General features: G+C 43.1%; 26 protein-coding genes. 13 read left to right on the top strand and 13 right to left on the bottom strand.

Annotated elements, in window-relative coordinates:
- Positions 1-144: 144 nt before the first annotated feature.
- Positions 145-2034: an Nramp family divalent metal transporter gene (locus AAEO56_RS19150; RefSeq protein ID WP_341698693.1), complete on the bottom strand. Its 1890-nt coding sequence runs from the start codon at positions 2032-2034 to the stop codon at positions 145-147.
- Positions 2035-2688, bottom strand: coding sequence for a metal-dependent transcriptional regulator (locus tag AAEO56_RS19145; RefSeq protein WP_341698692.1), 654 nt, complete (start codon positions 2686-2688; stop codon positions 2035-2037).
- Positions 2689-2782: 94 nt separating this feature from the next.
- On the opposite strand from AAEO56_RS19145, the gene AAEO56_RS19140 reads away from it, so the two are divergent.
- From AAEO56_RS19140 to AAEO56_RS19110, 7 genes are all read left to right on the top strand, one after another.
- Positions 2783-3928, top strand: a complete 1146-nt coding sequence (locus AAEO56_RS19140; protein WP_341698691.1) for a lycopene cyclase family protein — start codon at positions 2783-2785, stop codon at positions 3926-3928.
- A 72-nt stretch (positions 3929-4000) separates the two neighbouring features.
- Positions 4001-4411, top strand: a complete 411-nt coding sequence (locus AAEO56_RS19135) for a BrxA/BrxB family bacilliredoxin (protein ID WP_341698690.1) — start codon at positions 4001-4003, stop codon at positions 4409-4411.
- 284 nt (positions 4412-4695) lie between these two features.
- A complete protein-coding gene (locus tag AAEO56_RS19130; protein ID WP_341698688.1) occupies positions 4696-5430 on the top strand; it encodes a lysophospholipid acyltransferase family protein in 735 nt (244 codons plus the stop codon).
- A gap of 6 nt (positions 5431-5436) precedes the next feature.
- Positions 5437-6432 (top strand): acyl-ACP desaturase, encoded by a 996-nt coding sequence (locus AAEO56_RS19125; protein WP_341698687.1) that lies wholly within the window; start codon positions 5437-5439, stop codon positions 6430-6432.
- A gap of 62 nt (positions 6433-6494) precedes the next feature.
- A complete protein-coding gene (locus AAEO56_RS19120; protein ID WP_341698686.1) occupies positions 6495-6905 on the top strand; it encodes a hypothetical protein in 411 nt (136 codons plus the stop codon).
- A 107-nt stretch (positions 6906-7012) separates the two neighbouring features.
- Positions 7013-7660 (top strand): HD domain-containing protein, encoded by a 648-nt coding sequence (locus AAEO56_RS19115; protein WP_341698685.1) that lies wholly within the window; start codon positions 7013-7015, stop codon positions 7658-7660.
- Entirely contained in the window at positions 7642-8229 is a 588-nt protein-coding gene (locus tag AAEO56_RS19110; protein ID WP_341698684.1) for a GIY-YIG nuclease family protein, read from the top strand. The genes AAEO56_RS19115 and AAEO56_RS19110 overlap by 19 nt, the downstream gene beginning before the upstream one ends.
- Positions 8230-8731: 502 nt before the next feature.
- Here AAEO56_RS19110 and AAEO56_RS19105 read toward each other — a convergent pair.
- Positions 8732-10219 carry a hypothetical protein gene (locus tag AAEO56_RS19105; RefSeq protein ID WP_341698683.1) on the bottom strand — a complete coding sequence of 496 codons (1488 nt, stop codon included), beginning with the start codon at positions 10217-10219 and terminating at the stop codon, positions 8732-8734.
- 167 nt (positions 10220-10386) lie between these two features.
- Here AAEO56_RS19105 and yiaA point away from each other — a divergent pair, with 167 nt between their 5' ends.
- From yiaA to AAEO56_RS19090, 3 genes are all read left to right on the top strand, one after another.
- Positions 10387-10818, top strand: a complete 432-nt coding sequence (yiaA, locus tag AAEO56_RS19100) for an inner membrane protein YiaA (protein ID WP_341698694.1) — start codon at positions 10387-10389, stop codon at positions 10816-10818.
- Positions 10819-10892: 74 nt separating this feature from the next.
- Positions 10893-12164 carry a DUF2157 domain-containing protein gene (locus AAEO56_RS19095; protein ID WP_341698682.1) on the top strand — a complete coding sequence of 424 codons (1272 nt, stop codon included), beginning with the start codon at positions 10893-10895 and terminating at the stop codon, positions 12162-12164.
- The gene (locus AAEO56_RS19090) at positions 12148-12726 is read left to right on the top strand and encodes a GDYXXLXY domain-containing protein (RefSeq protein WP_341698681.1); all 579 of its coding nucleotides are present in this window, start codon (positions 12148-12150) and stop codon (positions 12724-12726) included. Before AAEO56_RS19095 ends, AAEO56_RS19090 begins: the two co-directional genes overlap by 17 nt.
- A 128-nt stretch (positions 12727-12854) precedes the next feature.
- Here AAEO56_RS19090 and AAEO56_RS19085 read toward each other — a convergent pair whose 3' ends face one another.
- The 10 genes from AAEO56_RS19085 to AAEO56_RS19040 all read right to left on the bottom strand — a co-directional run bounded on the left by AAEO56_RS19085 (position 12855) and on the right by AAEO56_RS19040 (position 22539).
- Positions 12855-14531, bottom strand: a complete 1677-nt coding sequence (locus AAEO56_RS19085) for an alpha/beta hydrolase-fold protein (RefSeq protein WP_341698680.1) — start codon at positions 14529-14531, stop codon at positions 12855-12857.
- Between the two features lie 74 nt (positions 14532-14605).
- Positions 14606-15241, bottom strand: a complete 636-nt coding sequence (locus AAEO56_RS19080; RefSeq protein ID WP_341698679.1) for a helix-turn-helix domain-containing protein — start codon at positions 15239-15241, stop codon at positions 14606-14608.
- Positions 15242-15650: 409 nt separating this feature from the next.
- Positions 15651-16433: an enoyl-CoA hydratase/isomerase family protein gene (locus AAEO56_RS19075; protein ID WP_341698678.1), complete on the bottom strand. Its 783-nt coding sequence runs from the start codon at positions 16431-16433 to the stop codon at positions 15651-15653.
- A gap of 2 nt (positions 16434-16435) precedes the next feature.
- A complete protein-coding gene (locus AAEO56_RS19070; protein ID WP_341698677.1) occupies positions 16436-17944 on the bottom strand; it encodes a sensor histidine kinase in 1509 nt (502 codons plus the stop codon).
- Positions 17945-17949: 5 nt separating this feature from the next.
- Positions 17950-18495 (bottom strand): CopD family protein, encoded by a 546-nt coding sequence (locus AAEO56_RS19065; protein ID WP_341698676.1) that lies wholly within the window; start codon positions 18493-18495, stop codon positions 17950-17952.
- Positions 18495-18806 (bottom strand): type II toxin-antitoxin system RelE/ParE family toxin, encoded by a 312-nt coding sequence (locus AAEO56_RS19060; RefSeq protein WP_341698675.1) that lies wholly within the window; start codon positions 18804-18806, stop codon positions 18495-18497. Before AAEO56_RS19060 ends, AAEO56_RS19065 begins: the two co-directional genes overlap by 1 nt.
- Entirely contained in the window at positions 18788-19030 is a 243-nt protein-coding gene (locus AAEO56_RS19055; protein WP_341698674.1) for a hypothetical protein, read from the bottom strand. Before AAEO56_RS19055 ends, AAEO56_RS19060 begins: the two co-directional genes overlap by 19 nt.
- A gap of 33 nt (positions 19031-19063) precedes the next feature.
- Positions 19064-20401 carry an MATE family efflux transporter gene (locus tag AAEO56_RS19050; protein WP_341698673.1) on the bottom strand — a complete coding sequence of 446 codons (1338 nt, stop codon included), beginning with the start codon at positions 20399-20401 and terminating at the stop codon, positions 19064-19066.
- Positions 20401-21432: a ferrochelatase gene (hemH, locus tag AAEO56_RS19045; protein WP_341698672.1), complete on the bottom strand. Its 1032-nt coding sequence runs from the start codon at positions 21430-21432 to the stop codon at positions 20401-20403. The genes AAEO56_RS19050 and hemH overlap by 1 nt, the downstream gene beginning before the upstream one ends.
- Positions 21433-21666: 234 nt before the next feature.
- Positions 21667-22539 (bottom strand): helix-turn-helix transcriptional regulator, encoded by an 873-nt coding sequence (locus tag AAEO56_RS19040; RefSeq protein ID WP_341698671.1) that lies wholly within the window; start codon positions 22537-22539, stop codon positions 21667-21669.
- Between the two features lie 234 nt (positions 22540-22773).
- Here AAEO56_RS19040 and hemA point away from each other — a divergent pair, with 234 nt between their 5' ends.
- From hemA to AAEO56_RS19025, 3 genes are read left to right on the top strand one after another with little or no spacing between them, the layout of a single operon-like run.
- The gene (gene hemA / locus AAEO56_RS19035) at positions 22774-24030 is read left to right on the top strand and encodes a glutamyl-tRNA reductase (RefSeq protein ID WP_341698670.1); all 1257 of its coding nucleotides are present in this window, start codon (positions 22774-22776) and stop codon (positions 24028-24030) included.
- The gene (gene hemC / locus AAEO56_RS19030) at positions 24027-24947 is read left to right on the top strand and encodes a hydroxymethylbilane synthase (RefSeq protein ID WP_341698669.1); all 921 of its coding nucleotides are present in this window, start codon (positions 24027-24029) and stop codon (positions 24945-24947) included. Before hemA ends, hemC begins: the two co-directional genes overlap by 4 nt.
- A gap of 3 nt (positions 24948-24950) precedes the next feature.
- Positions 24951-25610, top strand: a complete 660-nt coding sequence (locus AAEO56_RS19025; RefSeq protein WP_341698668.1) for a uroporphyrinogen-III synthase — start codon at positions 24951-24953, stop codon at positions 25608-25610.
- Positions 25611-25748: the final 138 nt, after the last annotated feature.

The raw sequence follows: 25748 nt of genomic DNA, 5'->3' as shown, positions 1-25748 counted from the left end.
AACATCTTTGTCTATTAGTTTCAACAAAGAACTTACGCTTATTTTCTTTGGCATAATCAAGTTTATAAATCTAATATATGAAAATATTTCAATGAACTTTTGTCTTCCGAACACCTATGTCTTGAAGACCTTGCAGGAGTCACGTTAATCCTTAATTATCAGCAACGGGATTTTAACCTTATGCCGTACCGCATCAACCGTAGTCCCGAAAATGATATCCTTCATCCAGTTGTGGCCGTGTGCGCCTAGGATAAGGATATCGAAATTACCTTCGTTGATGATAAGCGGAATCTGCTTTTTAGGGCTCCCGAAGTTGAGCCTGATATTTACGGAGTAACCCCTTTCCTCCAGGCTTTCCTTATATTTTACAAGGTATTCCATGTCGCTGTTGGTCTCATAATCCTCAGCCTGGTCGCCGTGTATCATAGCCCCGACGGTCTCCACAATATGGATTAGTGTATACTGCGCTTCCTGCCCGCCCAGCTGCAAGGCACTGGAAATACTGCGGGTGTCGGTTTTTGAGAAATCTAGGGCGAGGGCGATATTGCGGTACACCTGCCTTTGCGGAAGGTCTTTCAGGGTCATTTGGTTTTGGTGCGGAACCAGTTTGGCACTGTCCCGTTGTTTCGCAATAATTGGCTCAACGATGATATAAACCAGCAATCCGGCGGCAGCCAATGCCAATGGCACTACGAATACCCAAATGTACACAGGGTTTTCGGAAGTGGTAAGCCATGAATATATTTCGTCATACACCAGCTTGGCATTGAGCGATACAATAACCAGCGCTATCGCCCAGGAAGCAATTTTAGTAACGTTACCAATGGCAAACTCCTTCATTTTCTTTTTGTCGCTGACGAAATGGATAAGCGGTATGATAGCAAATCCCAATTGGAGGCTGAGGATCACCTGGCTAAACACCAACAGCTCCCCTGTAGATTCTTCGCCAAAATATAGTATGGTAAGGAAGGCAGGCGCAATAGCGATAAGGCGTGTTACAATGCGGCGTACCCACGGCTGTATACGCAGGTTCAGGTAGCCTTCCATAACGATCTGCCCGGCGAGTGTTCCCGTAATGGTTGAGCTTTGCCCGGCGGCTATAAGTGCCAGTGCAAAAAGCGGCGCCGCCCATCCGGAGCCAAGCATGGGTTCCAGCAGTTTGTGCGCATCCTGTATGTCGGCTACTTCATGAAAGCCATTGGTATAAAAGGTCGCAGCGGCAAGTATAAGTATGGCGGCATTCACGAAAAACGCCATATTTAGCGCAATGAATGAATCGATAAAGTTGTAGCGTATGGCCTGCTTTATCCCCTTAAAAGTACGGTCAAACTTTCGTGTCTGCACCAGCGAAGAATGCAGGTAGAGGTTGTGTGGCATCACCGTTGCCCCGATAATACCAATAGCGATATACAGCGCGGCACTGCTCGGAATTGATGGAATAAGCCCTTTGGCGGCTTCGGCAAGGTCGGGTTTGGCGAAGAACATTTCAGCTAAAAAGGAGAGGCCGATAATCGCGATAAGGCCGATAATGAAGGCTTCCATCTTCTTTATGCCCTTATTCATTAGGAACAGCAGCAGGAAGGTATCGAACATAGTTATGCTCACACCCCATAGCAGCGGCAGGTCGAATAATAATTTTAGTCCGATAGCCATACCCAGTACTTCGGCAAGGTCGCAGGCAGCAATGGCAATTTCGGCAAGGCCGTATAAAACATAGTTTACACCTTTGGAATAGGTTTCGCGTGACGCCTGAGCAAGGTCGCGGCGGCTTACGATGCCAAGTCGGGCGCTAAGGCTTTGCAGCAGCAGCGCCATGATGTTGCTCATAAGCAATACCCACAGCAACGTGTAACCGAACTGGCTTCCTCCAGCAATATCGGTGGCCCAGTTGCCGGGATCCATATAACCCACGCTTATCATGTAGGCCGGGCCAAAGAATGCGAGTATCTTTTTCCACACCGAAGTATTCTGCCCTACGGCTACCGACTCGTGTACTTCTTCCAGCGAATGGCTGTTACTATTGGTGTGCTGCATTTATACGGTTTTTACGAACAGGTTAGCGGCAATTTTATTGGAAACGGTAACTTCTTTATTGTCAAGGCGAAGGGTTAGCGACATATCGAAATCTTCCTTTCCTACTATCTCTATGGCAGAGCCAAGGGCTATCTGCTGCTTGTCCAGGTATTGCAGGAACGGCGGGGAGCTGTCCTTTACCCCTACACATATCATTTTTTTGCCGACTCCCATTTCCGAAAGCAGTTTCTTATCAACTTTCGCTATCTTCCCGTTGCGGTCGGGTATCGGGTCGCCGTGCGGATCTTCGGTAGGGAAATCGAGGAACTCATCGAGTTTGTCGGTCAGCTTCTCACTTTTGATGTGTTCCAGCTGTTCGGCTACATCGTGTACCTCATCCCATGAAAAATTAAGCTTCTCCAGAAGAAAAACTTCCCACAGGCGGTGCTTGCGCACGATCATGAGGGCCGTGAATTTACCTTTATCCGTCAGTTCTACCCCCTGGTATTTTTTATAAATTACCAGTTCCTTGTCGGCCAGCTTCTGCACCATATCCGTAACCGAAGATGGCTTGCTTTCCATAACATTGGCAATGGCATTTGTAGTAACACCTTTGTTTGCATTATGGGACAAATGGTAAATTACCTTGAGATAGTTTTCTTCAGAATAGGTCATTACATATAAATTATACACAAATATAAAATAGTTTTTAGGTTAGACTAAAAATAAAGATGCTAAAGTTCTGCCAAATGAACTAAATTTGGAATTGATGAAGCACTATGACTATATTTTTGCGGGTTCGGGACTATCGTCATTAATGACGGCATACAAAATGGCTATTAGCGGAAAATTTGCCAATAAGGACATTTTGCTGCTGGATTATAATGCGAAGCAGGAAAACGACCGCACCTGGTGTTTTTGGCAGAAAGACAACAGTATATGGGATACCATTATATACAGAAGATGGGATACCGCGCGCTTTGCCAATGAAACACGAAGTACTGACCTTGATTTTGGCGGATATCAGTACAAAATGATTCGCGGGATCGACTTTTATAATTTTGTTTTTGCTGAATTGCGAAAGCATTCCAACATTGAATTCATCAACCAAAAAGTCATTGATTATAAAGATGCAGGGACAAATGTATTGGTAGAGACCGCAACTGAAAGTTATACCTGCAACAGGCTGTTCAACAGTATTTACAATCGTGAACTTCCGGCATCGCAAAATAAATACCCGATTTTGCAACAGCACTTCATAGGCTGGCATGTAAAGACGAATGCCCCGGTTTTCGACCCCGCAAAACCTACATTCATGGATTTCAGCATTCCCCAAAAAGGTAACACACGGTTTATGTATGTACTTCCTTTTGCTGAAGATGAGGCCATTGTAGAATATACATTATTTTCTAAAGACCTGTTGCCCGTTGAGGAATATGAGCAGGCCATTGAAGAATACCTTAAAAATCTCAGCACTTCCGGATACAGTGTTATTGCTGAAGAAAAAGGAAGCATCCCCATGACCTCCTACCCGTTTTGGGAAAACAATACTAAGAATATCCTGAATATTGGGTCAGCAGGTGGGTGGACAAAAGCCAGTACAGGTTATACTTTTCGAAATGCCGACAAGAAATCCGATGAACTCATAACCTATCTTTTAAAGGAGAAAGATTTTACCGGCCTTTACAAAAGAAACCGTTTTTGGTTTTACGACCTGCTGCTTCTTGATATATTATCAGTAAAGAACCTTATGGGAGGCACAATATTTTCGGCAATGTTCAGGTCGGGAAAGGCAGCGCCGGTATTTAAATTCCTTGATGAGGAAACATCTTTTGCCGAAGAGCTGAAAGTGATTTGGCAATGTCCGAAAGCACTGTTTATCAAGGCGCTTTTTAAAAGAATAACTAATCTGTAATAAAAAATATTGCCGTTATAAGTTAGAAGGAAATTATATATCTTTGTACTGAATTATTAATTAATTGAAACTATGTATCCAGAAGAATTAGTAAGGCCGATGCGCGCAGAACTGTCTGACGCAGGCTTTGAAGAATTATATACAGCCGATGCGGTAAAAAATGCGATGTCTAAAGAAGGTACTACCCTTGTGGTTGTAAATTCAGTTTGCGGCTGTGCGGCGCGTAATGCACGTCCCGGCGCTAAGATGAGCCTTGACGGCGCTAAAAAACCGGACCACCTTATTACGGTTTTCGCCGGTGTAGATAAAGAGGCCGTAGATGAGGCAAGGACACAAATGTTCCCTTTCCCTCCATCATCACCAAGTATGGCATTATTCAAAAATGGTGAGCTGGTACACATGCTGGAGCGCCACCATATTGAAGGCCGTCCTGCTGAACTGATCGCAGAAAATCTGAAAGACGCTTACGAGGAATTTTGCTAACAGCGAATCCTGAATATTATATTGAACCACGCCAATCAGCGTGGTTTTGTTTTTTATGGCACACACTTGCGCATCGTCATCCGAGGAGGAACGACGAAGCAATCCTTCCCGGGTGGCAGTTAGTTTGTAATGTGGAAAGATTGCTTCGTCGTTCCTCCTCGCAATGACTGCACAGATAACTCTATAGAAAAGTGATATTCGTCACATCAGCTATGCCTGCATAGTAAAACTTTTTCGTATTCCATAAAAAGGGTTTACTTTTACGCGAATTTTTAAGACGATACATGGAAAAGATACTATCCTATCCCCTATCCATAATTTATTACCTTTTTTTCGGGCTCTTCCTGGTCATTTTCCATCCTGTACAGTGGGTGTGCCATAATGTATTCGGCTACCAGGCCCATAAAAAAAGCGTTGACTACCTAAATTTTTTCCTTGTACATACCTCGCTATTTTTGGGCACAACCTGTAAGTTCAGCAATTTATCGTCAGTTCCTAAAGGGGTGCCGCTCATTATTGTGGCTAACCACCAAAGCATGAATGACATACCTCCGATAATATGGTTCATGCGGAAATTCCATCCCAAATTTATCAGTAAAAAAGAACTGGGGAAAGGAATACCCAGCGTGTCCTACAATTTAAGGCATGGCGGTAACGTTCTGATAGACAGGAAAGATCCTAAACAGTCGATCCCGGTTATAAAAGATTTGGGAGCATATATTGAAAAACACAACAGGGCTGCGGTTATTTTTCCGGAAGGAACACGCAGCAAGGACGGAGTACCGAAACGTTTTTCCGAAAATGGCCTTAAAATACTTTGTAAATACGCCCCTTCTGCTTATATTGTACCTATAAGTATAAATAATTCATGGAAGATGGTTCGCTTTGGGCAATTTCCATTAGGCCTGGGCAACCAATTGACATTTACAATACAAGAACCTTTTGCTATAAAAAACATTCCTTTTGCAGAAGTGATGGAGCGCACAGAGAACGCAGTGATACAAGGAATAAAAAATTAGAAAATTATGTCTATACAGAACGTTAGGCTTGAGGTGATGCAGCTACTCGAAAAGGATGTAAATACCTTTGTTGATGACTACCTCATCCCTGTAGAAAAAATTTGGCAGCCTACGGACCTGCTGCCCGACACGCAAAGCGAAGGCTTTTTCGACGATGTGAAAGAACTCCGCGAGATTGCCAAAGACCTTCCTTATGACTTTTGGGTTGTAATGGTAGGTGATACTATAACTGAAGAAGCACTGCCAACTTATGAGTCATGGCTGATGGATGTGGAAGGCATCAACCAGGTGGAAGAAGGCGGGAACGGATGGTCCAAATGGATACGCAGCTGGACCGGCGAAGAGAACCGCCATGGCGATGTGCTCAACAAGTACCTTTACTTGTCGGGCCGTGTAAACATGCGCGAAGTGGAAATGACCACCCAGCACCTTATAAACGATGGCTTTGACATTGGCACCGGGCGCGATCCGTACAAGAACTTTGTATATACCAGCTTCCAGGAGCTTGCTACCTACGTGTCGCATAGCCGTGTGTCGCAGCTGGCAAAAAAATATGGTGATAATAAATTATCCAAAACATGCCGCCTTATTGCAGGCGACGAGATGCGCCACCACCAGGCCTATAGCGAGTTCATCAACCGCATTTTCCAGGTAGACCCGAGCGAAATGATGCTTGCGTTCCAGTACATGATGAAGCAAAAGATCGTCATGCCGGCGCACTTCCTTAGGGAATCCGGGCAGCACATAGGCCAGGCGTTTGAGCAGTTCTCCGATTCGGCACAGCGCATAGGTGTATATACTGCCAATGATTATGTGGATATTTTGCGAAAGCTTATCGAAAAATGGCAGATAGATAAAATCAGCGGGTTAACTGCAGAGGCCGAAAAAGCCCGCGACTTCCTGATGAAGCTGCCGGACCGTATGGCACGAATCTCCGAAAGGCTTGTGATACCCGAAGAATCGTATATCTTCAAATGGGTAACACCCGCATTGGTAAAATAATATTGAAGCTGCTTTAGGGCAGCTTTATTTTTTTTCCGAAATTCACAAATTAAATTACGTACATGAACCTGGATGACATTCATATATTGGCTGAAACACAAAACCTTGTCGTAGGACATATATATGAACGGGCGTATATTATTCGAAAAGACAGTAATTTGATTGAAGAAATTGGCTCACTTTACGGCGACACACAATGTGGACTGATCGACGTAAACGATAATTGGTGTATTGTCGCCGGGGATTCTGTATTGATTTGGATGCAAGGTAAAACAACGCATCTTACGAATCCCAACTTAAGGTGGGTAACTAAGATGAGGCAGGCCGATAACAAAACTATACAGCTGCTCACCGACCCATGGTCAGACAATCCTGCCATTTGGAAACTGGATGTGTACACACTTAAAACGTCGAAGATTTCAGAGTTTAATCACATGAAAAATCAACCCTACACCGATAGGTTTGAATGGTAAATAAGCTCCTTAAACATATAAAATCTGAGTTCAGTAATTAAATCTCAGTTAACGACCATTATAAATTCATAAAAATTAATGTAATTTGTACGTGAAATAATCTACTTATGAACAACCTCGTCGACATCACCATAGCCTTTGTAAAAGCACAGCTTGCCAACGCCGAGGGCGGCCACGACTGGTTCCACATCGAGCGCGTGTACAACAATTCCCTGCTTATCGCAAAAGGCGAAGACTGCGACATCCTGACAGTACAACTTGGTGCGCTGCTGCATGACATTGCCGACAGCAAGTTCCACGATGGGGACGAGACCGTGGGGCCAACACTGGCATGGCGATTCCTTTCGGCGCAGGGTGTTGCAGAGGACACCATCATCCACGTGGTAAATATCATTGAGAATATTTCATTTAAAGGCGGCAACTTCGAAAAGAAATTCGACTCCATAGAACTCAGCATTGTACAGGATGCTGACAGGCTGGATGCACTGGGAGCTATAGGTATCGCCCGCGCTTTCAACTTTGGCGGGTTTAAAAACCGTGCGCTGTACGACCCTGCTATTGAACCCAACCTCCATATGGATAAAGAGGAATATAAAAGCACCACAGCGCCTACCATCAACCATTTTTATGAAAAGCTACTGTTGCTAAAAGACCGGATGAATACCGCTACCGGCAAAAAGATTGCTGAAGACCGCCATCAGTATATGGAAGGCTTTTTGGAACAGTTTTATGCGGAGTGGAAGGGGGAAAGATAGTTTTGAGTTTTCAGTCACAGTTTTCAGTGTACTTTGTCATTCTGACGAAGGAAGAATCTTTTGAAAACAATATTACTGTAGAGATACTTCACTCCGCAAGCTCCGTTCAGAATGACAGGGTGCGCTGTGTCGTTCTGACGAAGGAAGAATCTCGAAATTTACTTTATCAAAAGAGATTCTTCACTCCGCAAGCTCCGTTCAGAATGACAGGTGCGCTGTGTCATTCTGACGAAGGAACAATCTCAAAACTTATTATCTTTATGTATAAAACTTTAGGGACACATAATTATTATGTTTATATGCTTACTAATAAAGTAAAAACTGTTTTGTACACCGGAGTCACCAATGAACTGAAAGAAAGGATTTATTATCACAGAAATCCTGAGCCTCATTCCAAAGCCTTTACAGCAAAATATAAATGCTTTTATTTAGTTTATTTTGAGCAATATCAGGATGTCGAAATTGCCATTGATCGTGAAAAGCAAATAAAAGGCTGGACAAGGGAAAAGAAAAATAAACTTATTGACGACTTCAATCCGGGTTGGAAATTTTTAAATGATGAGATTTGAGATTCTTCACTTCGCAAGCTCCGTTCAGAATGACAGGTTGCGCTGTGTCATTCTGACGAAAGAAGAATCTGGAAATTTACTTTATCAAAAGAGATTCTTCACTCCGCAAGATACGTTCAGAATGACAGGGTGCGCTGTGTCATTCTGACGAAGGAAGAATCTAATAAATTTAAGTTCTCAAAAGAGATTCTTCACTCCGCAAGCTCTGTTTAGAATGACAGGGTGCGCTGTATCGTTCTGACGAAGGAAGAATCTCATGAATTTACGTTATCAAAAACGATTCTTCACTCCGCAAGCTGCGTTCAGAATGACTGGGTGCGACGTGTCATTCTGACGAAGGAAGAATCTAATAAATTTAAGTTCTCAAAAGAGATTCTTCACTCCGCAAGCTCCGTTCAGAATGACAGGGTGCGCTGTGTCATTCTGACGAAGGAAGAATCTCAAAATTTACGTTACCAAAAGAGATTCTTCACTCAGCAAGCTGCGTTTATAATGACACAGGCTATCTCATCATCTCTAATATCACCTCGTACACCGGCCTCTTATTTGCTTTCGCCAAAAGCCACGCCATAAAACTGAGCACAAAGATATCTTCCTGCGCGACACCGGCCTTCAGTGCAAGGATACCCCTAGAAAAATCGGGGTGCTTTGCTATTTCAGGCTTCAGGAGGTAGCGTTCCACAAGCAGGGCATAGTTCATTACCCTTTCTTCCTTTACATCGGTAAGGTACTTTTTATAACGCCGCTTAAAGCTTTTCAGGCGGGAAAGCGCGAATTCCGTATTCTCGAATTGTGCATGGGCCAATATCTCGACCAGGCCTTTTTTGATGGCCCAGTCCATTCCCATTTTCTTTTCGTACCACGCATCGGAATGGGCAAATAATTTTAGGTGCTTAAAGACATCTTTATCATTTTGTTGGAGGCAAAAGATAACGGCACACATCCGGAGGTCGTTTACATCTGTCGGATCAGATTTGGCGGTTGCGGTTTTGAGCGCTTTATCTGCAAGTTCCATTGCAGGCTGCCATGCCCCTGAATAATTCTCACTGAGCGCAAAGAGCAGCGAATGTCTCAATATAAAACGGCTGTAGTATTTGCCCGACTGCCTCTGCATTTGTATGAGCATTTTATCAAGATATTCTTTTGATTCGGCAAACCGGCGATTCCGCAAATGCATATTGGCCAGCAGGTACAAAATATAAATGTGGTAATACAGCTGCCCCTCTGCTTTATCTTCCTTTGCTGCAATAAAAGCATAACTTTTTTTGGTAAAAGGCTCAACAAGGCTGAAATCACTGTTCATTGAGGCATATTCATTGGCAATGAATAATATCTGATACAATGATTTAAAAGAAAGGATATCGTCCAGCGAAATGCCCTGCGCTTCCATAGTCGTCCGTACTACCGACCGAAAATCGACCACCTTACCCTTGTGGTATATTTCGGCCAGTTCCTTTCGTAGCAGTGCATACCCCATATTGAGCTTTTCCTCGCGCTCCATCATTTGGCGGTTGGATTTATATTTTTCAATAACCTCTTCAAGTGGAAGCGCCGGGTTAAAATGGGCATACTGCACCTGCAACTGGTAGATCTCGTTGAGCAGGCTGAAGTGGTCGAGCTTACTGGCTTTTAGTTCAGCTTTAGCCAGGCATTTAAAAGCGGCTTTATACAGCTTGTGCTCAAAGAACAGGCGGCTTACCACAATAAGGCGAAGGACTTCGTGCGGTTCGGACGTGCCTTTTTCAAAAGCGCGGTTCGCCATAAAATCGACCAGCGTATCATACAGCCTTTTGCGAAGCGCATGATAGGCATCACTGTTCTTTTTGCCTTTCAGAAATTTTTCTTCTAAATTTATATCATCAGTTTCTATTGAACGAAACAGCTTTATATTGTGCACATCATCGCGTTTGTTACGTGCGCGAAGATGCGCTTTAAATGATTGTTTTTCTTCCTCATTCATTAAGTTTATAATATCGGAAAGGCTGTTCATTGCAATATTTTTATACTTCAAAAATAACAATATTTATATTTTATATCGTCAGTTTTAAATTAAAATTGGATTTCATAGCTTTCTTTTTTGGCGGAGATTTGTCTTATAATTTTAAACAATAAATTATGGAACCGCTAAAACCACAGGAAGCTACCACTTCCGAAACTATGAAAAAAGAAACGATTGCTAATGGCGTGATGACGCTAAAACCGAGCCCTGCCTTTGTGGGCGCCTCATGGATGGCGTTGCTCATAGGGATGACTTCCTTTTGTATCGGGCTTTTTAATGCTGAAATGGAGCTTAACGAAAAAGGGTACTATTTTACTATACTATTGTTCGGATTGTTCTCGGTAATCTCCGTGCAAAAAAGTGTTCGCGACCGCATGGAGGGCATACCGGTAACCGACCTGTATTATGGCATCAGCTGGTTTACCACCATAGCCGCAGTTGTGCTGCTCATCATCGGCCTCTGGAACGCCGACCTGCTCCTGAGTGAGAAAGGATTTTTTGCAATGGCATTTACGCTAAGCCTCTTTTCCTCCATTGCCGTACAGAAAAATACCCGCGACCTGAAACAGGCCGAAGCACAAAATATCTAACGCTTAGCGGTAACCCCATGGTTCTCACTCCGGTGAGGGCTGTGGGGTTTTTATTAACTAAAACCAGCTTTACTATGAAAACTATATTAAAAGAACTACCGGAACTGGTGGTGAACGACATCATCACTTCCGATACCGCACAAAGGATAGAGGCCTATTACGCTTCCAAAAAGGTGCCCCGGGAAAACAACCTGCTAACCATATTCGGTGTAATTGGTGCAGTACTTACCGGCCTTGGTATCATCCTGATCTTTGCACACAACTGGGATACTTTCCCGAAAAGCATAAAAACAATGCTCGCCCTGTTGCCGCTTATCGCATTCCAGGGGCTGACAGCCTACACTATCATCGCAAAAAAAGAGGCCCGGTGGAAGGAACCAGCAGGTGTGCTCCTCTTTTTTGCCGTAGGCGCATCAATTGCTTTGGTGGCACAGATATACAATATCCCCGGAAACCTGGGCAGTTACCTGTGTACCTGGACACTGCTTTGCCTCCCGTTGATCTATATCTTGAGGTCTAATGCACTTGCATTGCTACATATCGTATTTTCTACCTGGTATGCCTGTGAATGGAGTTCTGAAACCAACGGCAGGCCGTGGATGTACCTTTTCTTTATCGCTGCCTTTATCCCTTTCTATATCGAAAGGCACCGATCGCAGCCTGTTAGTGGTATTACTGCTTTCCTGAACCTTGCCCTGCCCGTGAGCGGTGCTATTGCGCTCGCGATGTTCCTGGATGATGCCTACAAATTCAATGCGGCGATCTACGTTGCGTTCTTCGGGATGCTGTACAGCATTGGCCAGCTGGCTGCCATTAAACAGCATTCGTTGCGGTCGAACGGATTTACGTTCGTGTCACAATTAGGGATCCTGATTCTGCTGCTGATAACTTCCTCCAAAATATTCTGGGAAGTGGATAGCGGTATGAGGGCTTCTTTTAGTATTAATACACTTCCTGCAGGAGTTGCCTTTTTTGCCATCAGCCTGTATATCGCTATTGTAAGAACGAATGCCCTGAGGCGTTTCGACCCCTTCCTTATTGCGACCATCATTTTCCCGGCTATTTATGTTGTTGGCCTGATTGAACCTTTGTTCACAACGGTGCTCGCCAACCTGTTGGTGCTTGGGCTTGGTACGGTCATTATCCGTAAAGGCGCATTGCAGTTCAACCTTCCTGTACTCAACTTCGGACTGGTTATCGTGTCGGCACTCATTATTTGCCGCTTTTTCGATACCGATATGTCCTTTGCCATTCGCGGGCTGTTGTTTGTAGTTGTAGGTGCCGGATTTTTCTTTGCCAATTATTTACTCATCCGAAAAAAGAAAGACCATGAAATTACCAAATAAAAAATTCCTGATAGCAGGCTTCGCACTTACCGTATTGGCACAGCTCGCCATTCCGTTAAAAATGGTTTACGACAGTGAAATGACCGCGAGCCACGGGACAGAATACAAATTCAGGACACGCCCTATAGATCCTTCCGATCCTTTTCGAGGGAAATATATAACGCTCGATTTCGAAAGTTCATCGGTCAATATCGATAATACAGACTGGAAATATGGAGAGGAAGCTTATGTGTATATTAAGACCGATGCTGAAGGTTTTGCTTATGTGACCAACATGTCACACCAGCCGCTCGACACTCCGAACGACTATTTCATGGGTAAGGCCAGGCCGGTGTATGATGGTAAAATGAATATCGATTTTCCTTTTGACCGCTTTTATATGGAAGAGGGAAAAGCTTACGAAGCCGAACTGGCTTATACCGAATATAACAATGATACTGTTGCAAGGCCTGCCTATGCAGTTGTAGCTGTGAAAGGCGGTAATTGTGTACTTAAAGATGTCATTATTGATGGCATGCCCATTCGGGAGTATGTACTGAAGGAAAGGGAAAAAGGAAAATAGCAATAAAAAGCCCGGACTCGACAAAGTCCGGGCAATTTTATAGGTTAGTGATTATCTGAAAGAAGCCCATAATTGTTTTGCTTCATGTATAAAACTCTTTTAATGTAAACTGTTATTATGCAATGTTTCTATATTTTTAACCCGATACAGTTTATCCATATTTGCTCTCTGTCATTATTTTGTTCAAAGCTTTGTAGCATAAATCCTGCGTTATATTTTACTTTTTTGTTGAAATATAATTTCCCATTTATGTAAATTTTCACTTTTCTATCCAGATTTATCATTTCAGGCGAAATGTAAATTTTGAAAGAGCTGATACGGGATGTTTCGATTCGAAAAATATTATTTTCATATTGCGCCTTTATTTTTCCAGATTTTCTTGGAAAATCAAAAGCATTTTTATCTACAGTTTTGATTATCAAACTATCGTTTTCATCGTATTCGAGCCATTTATTGATTTTAAAGTTCCTGTTTTGATGCCAATTTGCTTTTGGCTTTAGCGTATCGAGTTTTATATCTGTTAGCCAATCAATACTTCCATATTTTTCATCATCAAATTCCCAGGAAATTTCTTTTGGAAATGGATTCCTATTTCGATTTATCAGGTCATTAAAAAGAATTTGATAAGCCGGTTCTGATTCGTCAAATTTTGGAAACCAATGTGGAAACCCGTTGTAACGATATTCTTTGTAATCAGCATTTATCCCATGCATTAGTTTCGCTAAATCATCGTTTGCATTTGGAGGGTAATAATAATCTTCATTCGTTGAAAAATTGATGAAAGAACGATTTTTTATGTTTTCAACAAAAGTTCCCCCGGTAAAAACTTTAGGATACGTGTTGAAACCATAAAAACCTGCAAACTGTATTGGTTGCTTCATTAAATAAGAAAATGAGCCTGTCGCACCGTTGGAATGTCCGGAAATAAAAACTTTATTGTCATTTATATTAATTGCCTTTTTGATTTGCTTTATCATTTCGGGAATCATAAAAAATCCGTCATCGGGTGCCATCCAATTGTATTGCTTGCTCCCTTTTGGAAAAACTAAAATCACATCATTTTGTTCTGCATATTTTGTATAATATCTATTCCAATCGCCTAAATTACTATCTGCATTTTGAAAATCTGCAAGCGCATTATTTCGTACTGCCCCGTGTAAAAAAACGAGTAGTGCATACTTCTTTTCGGGATTATATTTTTTTGGCAAATGAATGAAAAATGACGTTTTTGTGGAGTCATTGATTTTGAAAGAGATAGAATAGTCCCGATGCTTTTTTTCGATATAAGGATTATAATTTTTGATTTCATCAAACAAAATTCTTGATTTATCGACTTTTGTTTGATGACTTTCGGCCACATTATAAAATTCATCTTCATTTTCTTGTAATTCTTTATAGAACTCTTTTTTATCTATTATGGCTTTTAACTTCAACATATCCCATCTTGGGTCTGAAAGCAAATTTTTATATTCGCTTTCTGAATATTCTCCCACAATATAACTCCATCCCGGATAACCGTCTTCATCGGTTTTCATTTTTGCCAGAGGGACCAGGTATTCAAATGCTTTATCGTATTTCTTTAGTTCAGAAGCAAGTACAGATGCTTTATATAATCCTGTCCCGTCAATACTGTCAGGATAAATTTTAAAGGCTTTCTCATACATATCCAAAGCTTCTTGATAGTCCGCTTCGTTTTTGGCTTTCCACATCGTTTCCAGTGCCTGTTGGGTTAATGTAGCGTAGTCTTCCTGGGCTTCTGCATGAAAACATAATGAAATGAAAATTAATGTTATGTAATATCTCATAATAGTGGGATTTTGAGCCCACAAGATACATACAGAGGATTTCAAAAACTTGTAAAAATGGAACTCCGCCAGATTCATTGCAAATGCCAAAAGGTATCTTCTTTTCCCAGCATTGTGCCTTTATTAAAAAATGATTTTGGCGAATTATTAGTTAGGTTTTTGTAAGCTTTATTGAAATGAGACTGGTCACTGTAATTAAACTCATAGGCAAGTTCCGTAAAATTTTTTTTAGGATCCTCAATGAGTTTTTTCTTTATTGTTTGCCTGAAAACAACTATTTCATGAAATTTTTTAACCGAAATTCCTAAATGAGATTGAAAAACCCTGTTAAGATGCTGCCGGCTGATTCCGATAGAATTGGAAAGTTCAGTTACCGAAAAGTTTTCATAATCCTCGAAAATATATTGAATGGATTGTTTTAAAACCGGGTTTTCAAATGGTGCGAACCTATTTTCTAAAAACTTGTCTAGCATATCGGTTAAAATATCCGTATTAGTAGTTGAGAAAATTTCTTCCAGGTCATCTTTCGTAAAAAACTCAAAATCTGTGATATAATCTGTGAAATTTACATTTTTATAAAATTGTTGAATTCCTAGTGGATTAAATACAATTACAATTCTGTAAACTTTTCCATATTGTTTTATATCTAAGATTTTTTCACGAATTGGCGTAAATATTTGAAATGGCTTTGCCTTTTCGTCAAATGTCATTTCTCCTCTTTTTAAAAGAACATGAGATTTATAGAGCGAAATTGTATTGTTGAAATGAGGAAAGCATCTGAATTCATTAAAACGGTTATTTGGTTTAATATCCAAATAATAATAGTCAACATAATTTTTAATTATGTCGTTTTTGGGCTTGAATGTTTCAAAAATCTCCTCCATTTTCTATCCGTAACTGTTTCTAAAATATCGCGTAACAATCCCGGTATCTGGCAAAGAAAAGGGAAATCGAAACACAAGACTCAATTTTATTCCAACTACCGCAATGACTTCTAAGGAATATATCGTTATAATTCCTTATGGTACAAGCATTTGATTATACGACATGATCATTTATAGTTTCCGACAATGAAAAGAGGTTCATTATGAACCTCTTGTATAATTACGCTATTTTTAATTATTCCCCCGGAAACTCCGCTCTCCTTTTCTCAAGGAATGCAGTAGTGCCTTCTTTAAAATCGGCAGTACCGAATGATTCTCCAAAAGCCCTGATTTCTGTATTGTAGCCGTTTATACCATCTTCATAATTAGCATTGATCGCCTTTATGGCATTGGCAATAGCCACTGATGAATTTTTCATTATTTTGGCGGCAATGCCTTTACAGAAGTCGATAAGCTCTGCCTGCGTTACCACGTGGTTTACCAATCCGTAGGCTTTTGCTTCATCGGCATTTGCCATACCTGCTGTCATGATCATTTCCATGGCGCGCCCTTTGCCTACCAGTTGCGGAAGGCGCTGCGTACCGCCATAACCCGGTATCACTCCAAGCGATACTTCAGGAAGGCCCATTTTTGCATTGTCGCTTGCCACCCTGAAGTGTGCCGCCATAGCCAGTTCCAGTCCGCCGCCAAGCGCAAAGCCATTTATAGCTGCGATAACCGGGGTACCCAGATTCTGTACCAGGTCAAAAAGCAATTCCTGACCAAGTGCGGCAAGCTGTTCGCCTTCTTCCACATTGAAGTCTGCAAACTCGGCAATATCGGCGCCGGCCACAAAAGCCTTTTCGCCACTGCCCGTTATAATAATAACTTTTACGCTTTTATCAGCATCAAAAGCGGTGAATGCTTCATTCAGTTCGAGTATCGTCGCCCTGTTAAGCGCGTTAAGCTTCGTTGGCCTGTTGATGGTTATCAGCCCAATGCCGTTGTCTTTTTCGGCGAGTATGTTTTCGTAGTTCATAGTTATATCGGTTTCTCGTTTGTTTCCATTTCGTTGCCTTCGGGTGCGGTGATGGGCAGTGTTACCAAAAAAGCAGTGCCCTGTCCCGGCTCACTTTCAAAGGTTATAGTGCCGTGGTAATTTTCTACAATGTTCTTTATAATGCCAAGCCCAAGCCCCATTCCGCTCGTCTTGGTAGTAAATTTCGGTTCAAAAATACGGTTTTTGTTTTCTATGGTAATACCCTTGCCGTTATCTTTTACCATGATCATCGCCTTGTCGCCTTCACGATAGACCCGGACATCAACAGTTGGGCTATGCTGGTTTTCATCAAAGGCCTGCGTGGCATTTTTTACAAGGTTTGTTATTATTCGGATGAGCTGCGTGCGGTCCATCCTGGTAATGATATACGGTTCATCGCTATGGAACGTGATATAATTCTCGTTGAATATTTCCAGTGCCAGCTGTACGATCTTCACCACATTAAGTGTCTCATTCTGCTGTGCCGGCATGGATGCAAAACTCGAGAATGCCGAAGCCACTGAGCTCATCGTGTCGATTTGCTGTATCAGCGTCTTTGAATATTCATCAAGTTTTTGTTTAATGTTGGGATCGGCCGGGTCAAACTTCCGCTGGAAGCTCTGCACGGTAAGGCGCATAGGGGTAAGCGGGTTCTTAATCTCGTGGGCCACCTGTTTGGCCATTTCGCGCCAGGCCTGTTCCCGTTCGCTCTGTGCGAGTTTTATGGCGCTTTCGTCAAGGTCTTCTATAAGGTTGTTGTAGGCATCTACGAGTAGGCTTATTTCCTGCGGAGAGTCGCCCATGTCTATCTTTTCGTTCACTTCATTCAGGCGGGTTTCCTTAATGCGCTCACTAATTTCCTTGATAGATCTGGTAATGTAGCTCGAGAGGAAATAAGCAATGATGACCGATAATAGGAGCATGAACGAATATACCTGGACAAAACGCATCAGGAAATTATTGGTTTCCTTATCATAATAGCCGTCGTCTTCAATATAGGGGAGGTTCAGGATGCCGAGGGGCTTGAATTTGTTATCCTTGATATAGCTGTAGGAGGAACGGCTTTTTTTTCCGTCGTTAACTTTCTGGTCCACAAAGCGCTTTTCGGCTATGGAGCGCAAAACTTTAAGTATTTTCGGAGGTATGTTACTGTTGATCGTATCTACCGAAAAGGCAGCCTTGGATGATTTCAGCAAATGCCCGTTAAGGTCGTAAATATTGATTTCCATGCCGTGGATGTTGGACAGTTCGTGTATGCGCTCCCTGAAAATAAGCGGCAGGTTTTCGGCGGTCATCGGGTAGGTTGTGGTAGAAAGCACGTAGTTCATGTGCGCCTTTATGGCGGCTTCTTTCCGTTCCAGGCGGTCCTCGTTGTAATCCCTGGCTTCTTTTTTAAACTGGTAAACCGCTACAATAGCAATAAGGAACGACGCAAAAAGCGTGATGAGTATCATCGACATGAAAATCCTCGTGCGAAGCGACCAGCGTTTTATTTTGAAGCGTTCGTTCATCCGTTTCAGGAATTGTTTTTCTGCCTGATGCGTTTGTAAAATTTATAGCCCAGCATCAGCAAGATACTAAAAAGGATGATGCCGATGACACCGTATATCCAGTTGACCGCATTTTTCAGTATCACCAAAAACACGACTGCAAATAAGATGATCGTTGCGCCTTCGTTCCAAAGCCTCATGAAGCCTGTTGTGTATTTTACCTCGCCGCGCTGCAATTGCTTAAATATCTGGTGGCATTTCAGTTGGTACAGTATAAGTAGCAATACGAATCCCAGCTTTACATGCATCCATGATTCCTTTAGCCAGCCCGGCATAAGTACCAGTAGTGTTATGGCAAAAATAGTCGCCAGTATTGCCGATGGCCACGTGATAATGTACCATAGGCGATAGCTCATCAGCTGGTACTGCTTTGTGAGAATTTCCTTTTCCGGTGATGGCTTGCTGTTGGCTTCAATATGGTACACGAAAAGCCTCACAATATAAAACAGCCCGGCAAACCAGGTGATCACGAAAATGAGGTGGAGGGATTTTATGTAGTTGTAGTATTCCATTATGCTTCAAGGAGTTTTTTTGCCAATTTATCAGGGTCTTGTCGATTATCCCAAAAAGCAATAATGTATATAGTGCTTTCAGTTATTTTATAATAAATACTGAAATTTCCCATCGCCGCCTCCCTTGTATCTAAATGGCTTGTCAATTTTCCGGCATCTGGATTTTCGACAATGAAATTAACGCGATCTTTAATGAGCAAAACTAGTTTTTCTGCATACGTTGATGAATGGTTTTTTTCATTCCAATATTTTAAAATATCCCGACGCTGTCGTATTGCAGTTTGGGTCCAGGTTACAGACTTTTTAGCCATTCTAAATCCATTTTATCCAAATCTTCTTGAGACATTACACGATTATTTTTAATATCTTCCTCACTCATGTTTAGCATGAGTATTTGCGATTCAGAAAGCTGGATAACATCGTCATTGACTTTACTTGTGCTTATTAATTGATAAAGTGCTGACAAATAATCCTTATTTGAGATTGTAAGCAGCTTGTCAATTATGTTGTTCCTAATATTATCTTCAACTGTCATGATATAATTGATTTTACAAAGTTATATATTCTTCTATTTCTTCAACTCCCCCGCCATTTCCTTCTTCAAAAACACCCCCGTCACTATTGTGGATAGCACATCGGCAATAGGAAACGCGACCCAAACCCCGAAGATACCAAAAAATTGCGGCAAAATTAATACCAAAGGGATCAGGAAGAAACCCTGTTTGCTTAGTGTAAGCATTAAAGCCTTTGTGGCCTTGCCGGCAGCCTGGAAATAGGCCGCACCAATAAGCTGTACCGCAATAATAGGCGATGCAGCGAATACCCAACGCAGTGCGCCCGGCGTGTCGCGGATCACTTCGGGGTCAGTGGTAAATACAGCGGTTATCGGCCGTGCAAATACGAGTATGACAACAAAGATGATGATAGCGAGTCCGCCGGCATACTTTATAGAGGTGGATATTGTTTCGCGGACACGCCCATAATTACCTGCGCCATAATTATATCCCGCAATGGGAAGGAAGCCCTGCGTAATCCCCAAAACGGGGAACAGCGCAAACATGAGCATCCGGCTGATGATGCCATATACGGTAACGGCATGCTCACCGCCAAAGGCAAAGAGCGTATGGTTGAGTAATATCGCCAGAAGGCTGATAACCCCCTGCCGCGCAAAAGTGACGAAGCTGAGGGAAAGTATCTCGCCCGATAATTTCTTATGGAAAGAAAAGTTTTTCCACGACAGGCGGAGTTCACTTCTAAAAACAAAGAACCATAATATATAAAGGAAACAGGCAAAAAAGGAAAGCGCCGTAGCTACTGCCGCGCCAAAAATACCCATGTCGAACACCTTTATAAAAACGATATCGAGGACAATATTGGCAACTGCCGATATGATCATGGCTATCATGGAGTGGCGCGATTTGTCCTCGGCCCTTATAACGTTATTGCCCATCATGCACAGTGCCTGGAACGGAACTGCAAGCAATATGGGCAGGAAGAATGCTTTGGCAGGTTCCTTTATCCCACCATTGGCACCAAAGGCATACAAAATTTCATCACCGAAGAAAATACCAAAAACAACAAAAAGCGACGAAAGCCCAAAAGTGAGCATGATCTGGTGCGCAAAGGTATTAAGGGCTTTTTCTTTATCATTGGCACCCAGGGCACGCGAAAGCACGGAGCCACCGCCTGTGCCGATTGCCAGTCCAATCGCAGAAATGAAGAACGTAATAGGCATTACTACCGACAGTGCGGCAATAGCCAATGAACCTATCCAACGGCCTACAAAAACAGCATCGATAAGCACGTTCACGGTCATGAACAATATCCCTATGGACGCAGGCACCGATTGCTTTAAAAGCAGGGAGCTGATGCTTTTTTTTTCAAGATCGCCGTTGGATACTCCCATTATGCTACCGGAGTTTCAGCATGTGCCCATTCGTTGATCCAGTTGGCCACAACAGCTACCCATTCGTCGCTGTCGTTAAGGCATGGTATGGCAAGAAATTTTTCACCGCCGCGCTCCTGGAAATCTTCTTTGGCACGCATGGCAATTTCTTCCAGCGTTTCCAGGCAGTCGGATACAAAGGCAGGTGTTACCACAGCGAGGTTTTTAATTCCGTTTGCCGGCATTTTATTTACCTCGATATCGGTATAAGGCTCCAGCCATTTGTCACCCGAAAGGCGCGACTGGAACGTGAGCGAATATTTATCTTCGGGAAGTCCGAGCTGTTCTACCACCAGCCTTGTGGTTTCATAACACTGGTGGCGGTAGCAGAATTTATGTGCCGCCGACTGCGTTACACAGCAGCTGCCATCTATCTTGCAATGCGATTTGGTCACATCCGTTTTCCGGATATGGCGCTCCGGTATGCCGTGGTAGGAGAACAGCAGGTGATCGTAATCGAAACCTTCCAGCGAGCGTTTAACAGACTGCGCAAGCACTTTTATATAGTCGGGCTTGTTGTAAAAAGCAGGGACATCGGTAAAGGTCATCTGCGGGAATTTCTTCTTTCTTATTTCTTCGGCAAGTACTAAAATAGTCAGCGTTGATGCCATCGCATACTGTGGGTACAGTGGGAACAGCAGCACTTCGGTAACGCCTTTATCGGCAAGTTCCTGAAGCCCTGTCTCTATAGACGGCTTGCCGTAACGCATGGCAAGGGATACAGGCATATCCGTTTTCTGCTGAACTTTTTTATGCATCCTTTGCGAAAGCACAATCAGCGGGGAGCCCTCATCCCACCATATTTTCTTGTAGGCATGCGCCGATTCCTCCGGCCTTTTGCGCAAAATGATACCGCGCACTAACAATGCCCTTAGCAAGAACGGGACATCGATTACATATTTGTCCATCAGGAACTGGTCCAGGTAGGGCTTTACGTCTTTTGGTTCCGGGCTGTCCGGCGATCCGAGATTAACTAATAGTACTCCTTTCATACTTTACTTCTATTTGTTTGCGCCTGCATAACTTGTCAAAAACAATGCGAGGAGCGGTTTGTTTGTTTTATTTAACTTTTGTTTTTAGTCCTCTCCCCGGCCCTCTCCGAAGGAGAGGGTGACGGACGTGCTTACTAAAACGGCTTATAGGACTGAGTAAGTGCGTATTCCTCCGTCGTTGCTCCCCTCTCCTTGGGAGAGGGGTCGGGGGAGAGGACTAAGCGGCTGATCCTCCTACACCTTCTCATTCATACTCATCAAATATTTCTTCGGCGTTGTGCCAAACTTCTTCCGGAATGCCGCGATAAAATGGCTGGCCGTGCTGTAGCCTATTTTCAATCCTACTTCATTCACGTTATACGACCCGCTATCGAGCAGTTTTCTCGCGTAATCCATCTTGTAATCGAAAAGGAAGCTGTACACACTATCGCCGTATATCTGGCGGAAGCCCATTTTCAGCTTTTTCAGGTTGATACCCACCTGGTCGGCGAGTTCCTGCAGACCCGGCGGCTCGGACATATTGGCGATCACGATGTCTTTTGCCTTCCTTATCTTCATTACATTTTCTTCATCAACAAGGAAAGGACACGACTCGATATTAGTATCTTCCGAACGGTTAAAATACAGGCTTAGCAATTCATACACCTTGCCCTTGAAATACAATTTCTTGATAGAAGGGTGCAGGTTAAAATGGAACAGCTGGCTCAGCACTATGGTCATTGACGGATTTATCTTCTCGTCTTTGTAATATTTCTTGTCGATGTTCTCCGTACTCAGGAAAGGTATATGGTCTGCCTGTTCTGAGAAAAACCCGTGGAATTTCTTAATCGAAATAAGTATCGAAATAACCCACGAATGCGGCGCGATCTCCAGATGTACTGGCAGCTCTTTCTGCGGATTATACAGGAACAGCGATAACTCTTCCCGAAGGTCGAGCGCATAACGCCCCTGGTTGAAGATGAACTTCGCACGGCCCTTAACCCCAAAGTGGAACTGGATAAGGTCTACATCCACTTCCCTTTCAAAATGGGTGGTTTCGTCGCTGTTGTTCTCAAAGCGCAACACATAAAAACCATCCTCGATCATAACCTCATCAACAGAACCCATAGCGGTATTTTTTTTGATGCCATTGCAAAAAAACGACACGGCTTTATTTAGAATTGTTCTAAACTAATCTTTTGCAAAGCACTGATTTCACTGCAAATTTAGGGTATTTCAGATTAAAAAAGCATTTTACAGGCAAAATATCCCACAGCGATATAAATAGGACTTTGAGCGTTACTTTTTAAAAATACTTAAAATTACTTTTGTGAAACTTTTAAGAAGTGTGAAGTATCTAATATGGAGAACAACAATACGTCGAGGCATCAGTACTTTTATGCCATTGGACTTAGTTATAGAAAGGCCGATGCTGAGATAAGAGGAAAATTCAGTTTAGGCAATGATGCCAAAGCCCGGGTATTGCTGCAGGCCAAAGAGGAAGGCATTACCAGCCTTATCGTTACCTCGACCTGCAACAGGACTGAAATCTACGGTTTTGCACAGCATCCGTTCCAGCTGATAAAACTGCTTTGCGATAACAGCCAGGGCACGGTGGAGGAATTCCAGCGTGTTGCTTTTGTATATAAAAACACCGAAGCTATCAACCACATTTTCCGTGTGGGTACAGGGCTCGACAGCCAGATTCTCGGCGATTTCGAGATCATCAGCCAGATAAAGACAAGTTTTACAGAAGCGAAAGCACAAGGCCTCGCCAATGCTTTTATGGAGAGGCTTGTAAACAGCGTGATACAGGCCAGCAAGCGCATTAAGAACGAGACCGAACTGAGTTCGGGCGCTACATCGGTGTCGTTTGCATCGGTGCAGTACATTATGAATAATGTTGCCGATATCAGGAATAAGAACATCCTGCTTTTTGGCACCGGAAAAATAGGACGCAATACCTGCGAAAACCTGGTGAAGCATACAAAGAACGAGCACATCGTCCTCATCAACCGTACCAGGGAGAAGGCTGAAAAGGTGGCCGGTAAGTTCAACCTTATCGTGAAAGACCATGACCTGCTGCCCCTTGAGATCCCCAATGCCGATGTATTGGTAGTTGCTACAGGCGCACAAATGCCGACCATTGATAAAGATATATTGGTGCTTAACAAGCCACTGCTTATCCTTGACCTTTCAATTCCGAAAAATGTGCATGATGATGTGAAGGAATTGCCCGGTGTTACTGTAATACACCTGGACGACTTGTCTAAAATTACCGACAGCACCCTGGAAAACCGCAAGCTGCACATCCCTGCCGCCGAAGCGATCATTGAGGAAGTTGTTGAGGAATTTAACGACTGGACTAATGCCCGCAAATTTGCACCAACCATCAATGCGCTTAAGGAAAAGCTAAACACGATAAAAGATAATGAGCTGGATTTCCAGCGCAAAAAAATAAGTAATTTTGATGAACAGCAGGCCGAGATCATCAGTCAGCGTATCATCCACAAAATTACCACGCATTTTGCCAATCACCTGAAAGACCGCGACACCGTGGTGGATGAAAGCATCGAATGGATCGAGAAAGTCTTCAGGATCGAAACTTCCGTAAAATGAAAAAAACCATAAGGATAGGCACCCGCGACAGCGAGCTTGCCCTGTGGCAGGCCCATACCGTGGAGCGCAAGCTGAACCACCTTGGCTATCCCACCAAAATTGTAGCCGTAAAATCTACCGGCGACCTTATTCTTGACGTACCGCTTTACGAACTCGGCATTACCGGAATCTTTACCAAGACACTGGATGTTGCCATGCTGAAAGGCGAGGTAGACATTGCCGTGCATTCGATGAAAGATGTGCCTACTGCATTGCCGAAAGGCATCGTGCAAGCCGCAGTCCTTGAAAGGGCAGATGTGAATGATATACTGGTACATAAAGGCAACGATAACTTTTTTACCGATACCGCCACTATTGCTACCGGGAGCCTTCGCCGACAGGCACAATGGCTTAACCGCTACCCGAACCATACTGTGGTTGACCTTCGCGGGAACGTGAATACCCGCTTGAAGAAACTCAGCGAAAACGAATGGGAAGGTGCAGTTTTTGCTGCTGCCGGACTGGAACGCATCAACCTGCTACCCGAAAACCACATGGTTTTGGACTGGATGATACCCGCACCCGCACAGGGCGCAATGGTAGTGGTCGCTATGGAAAATGACCTGTACAGCCAAACGGCATTGGCACAACTGAACCACAAGCCCAGCGAGATCGCAACACATATCGAGCGCCAGTTCCTGAAAAAGCTGGAAGGCGGCTGTACGGCGCCTATAGGAGCATTAGCTGCTTATTTTGATAACGAAATACGCTTTGAAGGCGTACTGCTTTCGATAGACGGGACCGAAAGACTGCATATTGAAAAAGTGCTGCATGCAGGAGAAGACTATTCGAATTTTGGCAGCGAATGTGCGGAAGAGATACTGAAGAACGGCGGCGCAGAACTAATGGAAAAAATCCGCGCCGAACTTAAAAAATAACCGATGCGGATACTTTCTACCAAAAAGCTGCAACCCAATCATAAGCAGTACTTGCTTAACGCCGGGTTGGCAGTACTGGAGGCAGACTTTATCAGCATCAGTTACAAGCCTTTCGAATTAAACGATATACGCCCAAACCTCATCTTTACCAGCCAGAATGCTTTTAAAAGTTTTGTGCAAAATGGGCAGGCAGGCAGTTACAAAAGTCATGCTGTTTTCTGCGTAGGTAGTAAGACAAAAGAGGCTATAGAAAAGGATGGATTTAAAGTTTTGGCATTCGCCGACTACGCCGAAGGATTGTCAGAGATTATTATAAAGGAGCATGCAGGCGAGAGCTTTACGTTCTTCTCAGGAAGCATGAGGCGCGATACACTGCCGGATGCTTTGGCGAATGCCGGGATAAGCGTTGATGAAATTGAAGTATACGAAACGGTATTGAGTCCGCAGAAGATAAATGCACCGCTTGACGGGATATTGTTTTTCAGCCCGTCAGGAGTGGAGAGTTTTCTGAAGGAGAACAGTATTGGGAATGCGGTTTGCTTTTGCATTGGCTCTACTACAGCGGCGGCGCTTGAAGATTTAAGCTCTACTATTGTGATCGCTAATAAGCCGACGGTGGAGAATGTGATCGTACAGTGTATTAATTATTATCGAAATTTGTAATCCTGCAAGGTTTTAAAAACATAGGTGTTCGGAAGACAAAAGTTCATTGAAATATTTTCATATATTAGATTTATAAACTTGATTATGCCAAAGAAAATAAGCGTAAGTTCTTTGTTGAAACTAATAGACAAAGATGTT

The organism is Flavobacterium arundinis (assembly GCF_038289855.1).
GTDB lineage: Bacteria > Bacteroidota > Bacteroidia > Flavobacteriales > Flavobacteriaceae > Flavobacterium > Flavobacterium arundinis.
The sequence above is the reverse complement of the archived record's forward strand: the minus strand, read 5'-3'. Positions and strand labels throughout refer to the sequence as shown.